We start from the raw sequence: 7694 nt of genomic DNA, 5'->3' as shown, positions 1-7694 counted from the left end.
GCTCCGGCCGGTCCGCAGGCCGTCGCACCCGCTGGTCCGCCGCCCGGTCCGCCAGTGAACGACCCGGGGCCAGGCCCGCTCGGCTGACCGGCCCGCATCGTCGTCGCACTAGACCTATGGTCCGACTCCTCCTCAGGCCGTCCCGGCCCGCATCGTCGTCGCACTACACTCGACGGTGATGTCCAAATCGCGCGACGACGCTGAACTGACCGCCGGTATCCGCACGGCGCTGGCCAAGGTGATCGACCCCGAACTGCGCCGGCCCATCACCGAACTCGGGATGGTCAAAGACGTCGAGGTCCGCCCGGACCGCAGCGTGCACGTTGAAATCTATCTGACCACCGCAAGCTGTCCGAAAAAGAGCGAGATCAGCGAGCGCGTCGCTCACGCAGTCGCCGATGTCCCCGGCACCGGCGCAGTGGACGTCACCCTCGACGTGATGAACGACGAACAGCGCACCGAGCTGCGGAAGCAGTTGCGCGGTGACACCCGCGAACCCGTCATACCATTCGCTCAGCCAGGGTCGCTCACTCGGGTGTATGCGGTGGCATCCGGCAAAGGCGGCGTTGGGAAATCGACGGTGACAGTCAACCTCGCCGCCGCAATGGCCACGCGAGGTCTGTCGGTCGGCGTCGTCGATGCTGATATCCACGGTCATTCCATTCCGCGGATGATGGGCACCACCGACCGGCCCACTCAGGTCGAGTCGATGATCCTGCCGCCGATTGCCCATAACGTTCGGGTCATCTCGATCGCCCAATTCACTCAGGGCAACACCCCGGTGGTGTGGCGCGGACCGATGCTGCACCGCGCTTTGCAGCAATTCCTCGCCGACGTTTACTGGGGTGATCTCGACGTGCTGCTACTCGACTTGCCACCGGGCACCGGTGACGTTGCGATCTCGGTGGCTCAGCTGATCCCGAGTGCCGAGATACTGGTGGTGACCACCCCGCAGCTGGCCGCCGCCGAGGTGGCGGAACGGGCCGGCACGATCGCACTGCAGACCCGCCAGCGCGTTGTCGGGGTGGTCGAAAACATGTCCTGGTTGATACTTCCGGACGGCTCCCGGCTGCAGGTCTTCGGCGAGGGCGGCGGCCCACGCGTCGCCGAGCAGCTGTCCCGGGCCGTCGGCGCCGACGTACCGCTGCTCGGTCAAATACCACTCGATCCCGCGCTGGTCGCCGCCGGCGACTCGGGAATGCCGATGGTGCTCAGCGCGCCCGACTCGGCGGTGGGCAAAGAGCTGCGCAGCGTCGCCGACAGCCTGTCCGCCCGGCGCCGCGGATTGGCCGGCATGTCGCTGGGACTGGACCCGACGCGGCGTTGACCGAGCCGCCTGCGGCTCAGCTGACCTTAAGTGGCGTCGCTGTCGAACGGCGGCTGTGCCCCGTCGGCGAGCACGTCGGGCGCAGCTGACGACGGCGCGGCCGAAGACTCGTCGGGCTGCACCAACCGCGGCCGGTCGACCTGGCCGGTAAACAGGAAATCGTCGCCGTCAAGCAGGTGCTTGGTCAGCGCCGCACGCGGCGTCATGCCGCGGTACTTCTGCAGCTGGCTGAGCGGCTCCCGCAGATCGTCGAACTCCGGGCCGATGTCTTCGCGCAGTTGAGTGCTCATGCCGGTGAGGTACTCCCGGGCCTGACGCACCGCGTCGGCCGTCCACCGGATAGCGCCCGGGAGCCGCTCCGGGCCCAGCACCACCAGCCCGACCACGAGGAGGACGAGCATTTCCCCCCAGCCGACGTTGGCGAACACCTAGCTCTTGTCCGGGCCCGGTGTCACCGTCAGGGTGATGTGTCGGCCGTCGCGGACCACCTCGATCGGCGCTTCCTTTCCGACGGTCAACAGACGCACGGCCACGGCGAACTCGTCGGCATCAGCCACGCCGCGGTTGCCGACCTTGACCACGACATCGTTCTCCAGGATGCCGGCCTTTTCCGCCGGGCTGCCCGCCTTGACGTTGGCCACCTGCGCACCGGACGCGATCGCGTTGCTGACCGAGCGTGCGCTCAGGCCCAGCGTCGGGTGCACGATCTTGCCGTCTTTGATCAGCGTCTGGGCCACGAACTTCGCCTCGTTGACCGGGATCGCGAAGCCCAGCCCGCTGGCGCTGTCCGATAACGACTTGCCGGCGGTGTTGATGCCGATCACCTGCGAGTCCATGTCGATCAGCGGGCCGCCGGAGTTGCCGTGGTTGATCGAGGCGTCGGTCTGGACCGCGTCGATGACGGTGTCGGTGTCCGACCCCTCACCGGACAGCGGGATCGGGCGGTGCAGCGCGCTGATGATTCCGTGGGTGACGGTGCTGCGCAGTCCCAGCGGCGCACCGGCCGCCAGCACCTCGTCGCCGACGCGAACTTTGTCCGAGTCTCCCAGCCGGGCCACCGTGAGGTTGTTGACATTGTCGACCTTCAGCACGGCCAAGTCGGTCTTCGGGTCGCGACCCACCAGATGAGTGGGTACTTCCTTGCCGTCGTTGAACACCACGGTCATCTTGAACTGGCTGGGGTTGTTGGCGGCATCGGAGATGACGTGGTTATTGGTGACGATGTAGCCGCGACCGTCGATGACGACACCGGAACCCTGAGTACCCTCCTGGTCGCTGACCGACTCGACCGTGACGACAGAGTCGGCGATGGCCGCGGCCACCTTCGCGAACCGCCCGGCGGGCGCCTGTGTGTTGCCGTCGGTGGACAGCGTCACCTTGGAGGTGGTGAAGGCTTCGACGACTTCGGCCGTCTTGCGCCCGACCACACCGCCCAACGTCCCGATCAGTAGCGCGATGAGCGCCAGGGTGATCAGCGCCAGGTAAGAAACCCGACCGCCGAAGAGCACATCGCGCACACCGAGCTTGCCGCCATAACCGGCAGCGGTCTGCCGAGTCGGTTGAACCAACGCCGGTGTGCCCAGCGCGGCTGCCGCTCCGGGGTCGCGCCAGGGATCCTCAGGGCCGTCATCGTCTTTGCGCTTGTCGCCGTCGAGGGCACCGGCGTCGGTCGGGTGCCGTTGCAGCGAATCGACGCCGGCGAACGGCCGGCCGAAGGCCTCGGCCAACACCGGGTCGGGCGGTTGATCTTGCGGGACGTATTCGGCCTGCGCCCGGTATTTAGACGGCCGTACGGTCTCGGCGATGAATGATCCCCGCACACCTTGCGGACGGCCGAACGCCTCATGCGACGCGGGGTCAACCGGCGGCCGGGAAATCGGACGGGGCGCCAGCCGATCGGCGCGGTCGTAGTCCTGGTCGGAGGTCACGTCATCCTCTTCTGAGCACTCGATTGAGCGCAGGGTGTCGACGCGGGCACGGCGTTGCCCGTCGGTGCATTCACCCTACCGGCGCTTACGCCGGTCGTGGGCGCTGCCGTCGGCGAGGTGGTCGTCGCGCGACGGTGGCATATCGCTCGGCGGCGAATTCGGTATCTGAGTCAGCAGCCCCAGTAGCGCAGTGGGGATGCTGATCGGATGAGAATCGCGTAAGGCGGCCCGGGCCCGGCTTTGATCGTCGACTTCTGCGGCGCACTGCGGGCACAGCGACAGATGGTGGGCGGCCCGCAGATGTGCGCTCATCCGTAATTCACCGTCCACAAAGGCCGCGATTGCTTCGGTGGAGAGGTGTTCGGTGGAGCCGAACTGTCGCGGCGCGCCCACCGGGGCGTCGCTTTGGGAGGCAAACTGTGCTGGGAGCCAGGAGAACGCGCGACGGAACACATGTCCCCGGTCAGTCATCACCAGCTCCTTTCAGATATTGCACTGAAAAACGCGCTACTAGGTCGAATGTAGCGCGATAAGGAGGCGCAACACACCTGCGAGCAGCAGGAAACGATCGGCGATTCCAGCCGAAATCGTTGCATGCGTAAGCGGGCGCTACGCCCCGGCGCGCTCAACATGGTCAGAATGCGCCGCGAGGTAGTCCCGCAGCGCCTGGCGTCCGCGGTGAATTCGGCTGCGGACAGTGCCCAGTTTCACGCCCAAGGTGGCGCCGATCTCCTCGTAGGACAGACCTTCGATGTCACAGAGCACCACCGCGGCGCGGAACTCCGGCGGCAACGAATCCAGGGCCGCCTGCAGATCAGGAGCCAGCCGCGCATCGTGGTAGATCTGCTCGGGGTTCGGTTCATCGGCCGGCACCCGGTCATAGTCCTCAGGCAGGGCTTCCATCCGGATTCGGGCCCGCCGGCGCACCATGTCGAGGAACAGGTTCGTGGTGATGCGGTGCAGCCAGCCTTCGAAAGTTCCGGGCTGGTAGTTCTGGACCGATCGGAAAACCCGGATGAAGGTTTCCTGGGTCAGGTCCTCGGCGTCCTGCGGGTTGCCCGACAATCGGTAAGCCAGCCGGTACACCCGGTCAGCGTGCTGGCGGACCAACTCGTCCCACGACGGCATCGCCGCTTTGTCCCCGGTCGCGTCGAAGACCGCGGTGCCGTAGGGCTCGTCAGCCGGCTCGGCCCAGCCGGCGTCGTCAAACCGCGCGGCGTGCGTCATACTCGCCGGGCTCGTCCAAGTCGTGATGTTCAGATCCTCCGGATTCAGACTGCTGTCAAGCGTTGGCAGTTCCTCTCCGCGCGCAACGACGCGGCACTGTGGGGTATTCCCCAGTTTGTGCCCGGTTAAGCGCCCGCCGTCTTTCATGCAGATACCGTCGCCTACCGGCGTGTGTGCGCTATGTGAGCGCACTGATTGTTCACTGAGAAACGACGCCATAACCGCCTTGTACAGCAGTTTCGGCTCGCGCTGTGAGTTTCGCCACGATCACGGTATGCGCGTGTCGCGGCAGTCGCTTCGGGCGCGCCTGAGCCAATCCGGCGGCGGATGGACCTACGCTGCGGAGCATGGCCAGCACCGACCAAACATCTCTCGAGGCGGCCCGGCGCAGTCGGGCCGACCATCTGTCCGATCATGCCGAAGGATCGATCTCTGAAGACGCGATTTTGGCGGCCGCCCGCGACCGCGCCGTCGACTTCGGAGCCGGCGCGGTTACACCTGCAGTGGGCGCGTTGCTGAGCCTGTTGGTGAAATTGAGCGGCGGCAAAGCCGTGGTCGAGGTCGGCACCGGCGTCGGCGTCAGCGCGCTGTGGCTGCTGTCCGGCATGAGCGACGACGGGGTGTTGACCACGATCGACAACGAGCCTGAGCACCAGCGCATCGCCAAACAGGCATTCGCCGAGGCGGGCATCGGGGTGTCGCGAACGCGGCTCATCGGTGGTCGGGCACAGGAGGTGCTGACCCGCCTCGCCGACGAGTCCTACGACCTGGTGTTCATCGACGCAAACCCGATCGACCAGCCCGACTACGTCGTCGAAGGGGTGCGGCTGCTGCGATCGGGCGGCGTCATCGTCGTGCACCGGGCGTCGCTGGGCGGACGCGCCAGCGACCCCGAAGCGCACGATTCGGAGGTGACGGCAGTCCGCGAGGCGGCGCGTCTCATCGCCGAGGACGAGCGGCTCACCCCGGCCCTGGTGCCGCTCGGCGACGGTCTACTCGCCGCGGTCCGGGACTGATCGCCTTTACCCGTTCTTGAGGCGCTTCGTCCTTGACGGAGCACTGAACAAGCGTTTAGCGTACTGAACATGCGTTCAGCCGACCTGACCGCCGCCGCCCGGATCCGGGATGCGGCGATCGCGCAGTTCGGCGAGCACGGTTTCGGCGTCGGGCTGCGGGCGATCGCCGAGGCGGCCGGCGTGAGCGCCGGCCTGGTCATTCACCACTTCGGCTCCAAAGACGGCCTGCGCAGGGCTTGTGACGACTACGTCGCCGAAGTGATCCGCAACTCCAAGTCCGAGGCGATGCAGTCGCACGAACCGGCCACCTGGCTCGCGCAACTGTCTGAGATCGAGTCCTATGCTCCGCTGACGGCCTATCTGGTGCGCAGCTTGCAGTCCGGAGCAGACTTGGGAAAAACATTGTGGCGCACAATGATTGCCAACGCCGAGGAATATCTCGACGAGGGGGTCCGAGCGGGCACGCTCAAGCCCAGCCGAGACCCGAAAGCCAGGGCGAGATATCTGGCGATCACCGGTGGCGGCGGATTGCTGCTCTACCTGCAGATGCACGAAGATCCCACGAACCTTGCCGCCGTACTGCGCGATTACAGCGCCGACATGGTGCTGCCCGCGCTGGAGCTCTACACCGAGGGCCTGATGGCTGACCGCACTATGTACGACGCGTTCCTGGGGCAAGCCGAGCAAGGAGGGACCAATGCCTGAACATCAGCGGGTCGCCATCGAAACTTACGGTCTGACAAAGAACTATGGGGCGGTCAGGGCGCTGGACGGTCTGAATCTGACCGTGAATGAGGGTGAAGTGCACGGCTTCCTGGGCCCCAACGGTGCCGGCAAGTCGACAACGATTCGGGTGCTGTTGGGATTGGTCAAGCCGGACAACGGCACCGCTCGACTACTGGGCGGAGACCCGTGGACCGACGCCGTATCGTTGCATCGCCAGATCGCTTACGTCCCCGGCGACGTCACGCTATGGCCGTCGCTCACCGGTGGCGAGACCATCGACCTGCTGGCACGGATGCGCGGCGGCATCGACGAGCAGCGCCGAGCCGAGTTGATCGAGCGTTTTGAACTGGATCCGCAGAAGAAATGCCGCACCTACTCCAAAGGCAACCGACAGAAGGTTTCGCTGATCTCGGCGTTCTCCTCGCGGGCGAGCCTGCTGTTGTTGGATGAGCCGAGTTCGGGACTGGACCCGTTGATGGAATACGTGTTTCAGCAATGCGTTCAGGAGGCTCACCATCGAGGCGTCACGGTGCTGCTGTCGAGTCACATCCTCGCCGAAACCGAGAACCTCTGCGAACGGGTGACGATTGTCCGCGCAGGCAAAACGGTGGAAAGCGGATCGCTGAAAGCCATGCGGCACCTCAGCCGGACGTCGATCACGGCTGAGATGATTGGCGACCCGGGTGATCTCAGCAGAATCCGCGGTGTGGCGAACGTGCACGTCGACGGCAACACCGTGCGGGCCCATGTCGACAGCAACAGTCTCGGACAGTTCATCCGGATACTCGGCGACGCAGGTGTGCGCAGTCTGGTCAGCCAGCCACCGACGCTGGAGGAACTTTTCTTGCGCCACTACGGCAGCGAGCACCGCCCACAGCAGGTGCAGGCGTGAGCCACATGACTCTGGCTCTCCCGCAACGAAATACCGTGTTCTCCGGCATGTGGGGAATGCTGCGGCTGTATCTGCGCCGCGACCGTATCGTCCTGCCGCTGTGGGTGCTTTTGCTCTCGGTGCCGCCGGCCACCGTTTACGTCAGCAGCATCGAGAAGGTGTACCCCGATCAGACCGCCCGGGCCGCTTTGGCGGCGTCGATCATGGCAAGCCCCGCCCAACGAGCTCTGTATGGGCAGGTCTACAACGACAGCCTGGGCGCGACCGGCGTCTGGAAGGCCGGCATATTCCATCTGCTCATCGCGGTAGCGGTCACCATCACCGTGATTCGCCATACCCGCGCCGATGAAGAAACCGGCCGCACCGAATTTATCGAGTCGACGCCGGTAGGCCGCTGCGCCAGTTTGACCGCCGCCCTGCTGATGTCGTTCGGGGCGTCGATCGCCACCGGGGCGATCGGCGCCGCGGGACTGCTCGCCACCCACGTCACACCGAGCGGCTCGCTGGCGTTCGGCGCCGCGCTGACCGGCTCGGGACTGTTCTTCACCGCCGCGACGGCAGTGGCCGCGCAATTGTCC

8 protein-coding genes and 1 pseudogene are annotated in these 7694 nt (G+C 66.0%); 5 read left to right on the top strand and 4 right to left on the bottom strand.

Annotated features, from left to right (window positions below; all coding sequences use genetic code 11):
- Positions 1-178: 178 nt before the first annotated feature.
- Positions 179-1327 (top strand): Mrp/NBP35 family ATP-binding protein, encoded by a 1149-nt coding sequence (locus WA317_RS22090; protein ID WP_425175063.1) that lies wholly within the window; start codon positions 179-181, stop codon positions 1325-1327.
- Between the two features lie 26 nt (positions 1328-1353).
- Here the strand turns inward: WA317_RS22090 and tatB are convergent, their stop codons facing one another.
- From tatB to sigE, 4 genes are all read right to left on the bottom strand, one after another.
- Positions 1354-1755 carry a Sec-independent protein translocase protein TatB gene (gene tatB / locus WA317_RS22085; RefSeq protein ID WP_425175062.1) on the bottom strand — a complete coding sequence of 134 codons (402 nt, stop codon included), beginning with the start codon at positions 1753-1755 and terminating at the stop codon, positions 1354-1356.
- On the bottom strand, positions 1756-3255 hold the full coding sequence (locus tag WA317_RS22080; RefSeq protein ID WP_425175061.1) for a S1C family serine protease: 1500 nt from the start codon (positions 3253-3255) through the stop codon (positions 1756-1758).
- A 75-nt stretch (positions 3256-3330) separates the two neighbouring features.
- Positions 3331-3726: an anti-sigma E factor RseA gene (gene rseA / locus WA317_RS22075; protein WP_425175060.1), complete on the bottom strand. Its 396-nt coding sequence runs from the start codon at positions 3724-3726 to the stop codon at positions 3331-3333.
- A 138-nt stretch (positions 3727-3864) separates the two neighbouring features.
- Complete coding sequence (sigE, locus tag WA317_RS22070) at positions 3865-4629, bottom strand: RNA polymerase sigma factor SigE (protein ID WP_425175059.1); 765 nt, start codon at positions 4627-4629, stop codon at positions 3865-3867.
- A 200-nt stretch (positions 4630-4829) separates the two neighbouring features.
- On the opposite strand from sigE, the gene WA317_RS22065 reads away from it, so the two are divergent.
- The 4 genes and pseudogenes from WA317_RS22065 to WA317_RS22050 form a co-directional block, all read left to right on the top strand.
- Positions 4830-5498 (top strand): O-methyltransferase, encoded by a 669-nt coding sequence (locus WA317_RS22065; RefSeq protein ID WP_425175058.1) that lies wholly within the window; start codon positions 4830-4832, stop codon positions 5496-5498.
- A 69-nt stretch (positions 5499-5567) separates the two neighbouring features.
- Positions 5568-6203, top strand: coding sequence for a TetR family transcriptional regulator (locus tag WA317_RS22060; RefSeq protein WP_425175057.1), 636 nt, complete (start codon positions 5568-5570; stop codon positions 6201-6203).
- A complete protein-coding gene (locus WA317_RS22055; protein WP_425175056.1) occupies positions 6196-7116 on the top strand; it encodes an ATP-binding cassette domain-containing protein in 921 nt (306 codons plus the stop codon). The genes WA317_RS22060 and WA317_RS22055 overlap by 8 nt, the downstream gene beginning before the upstream one ends.
- A 5-nt stretch (positions 7117-7121) precedes the next feature.
- Positions 7122-7694, top strand: a pseudogene (locus WA317_RS22050) (ABC transporter permease); the annotation flags it as partial.

The organism is Mycobacterium sp., from assembly GCF_049802695.1.
Lineage (GTDB): Bacteria > Actinomycetota > Actinomycetes > Mycobacteriales > Mycobacteriaceae > Mycobacterium.
Note: the sequence above shows the minus strand (reverse complement) of the source record. Positions and strands in the feature narration are given on the sequence as shown.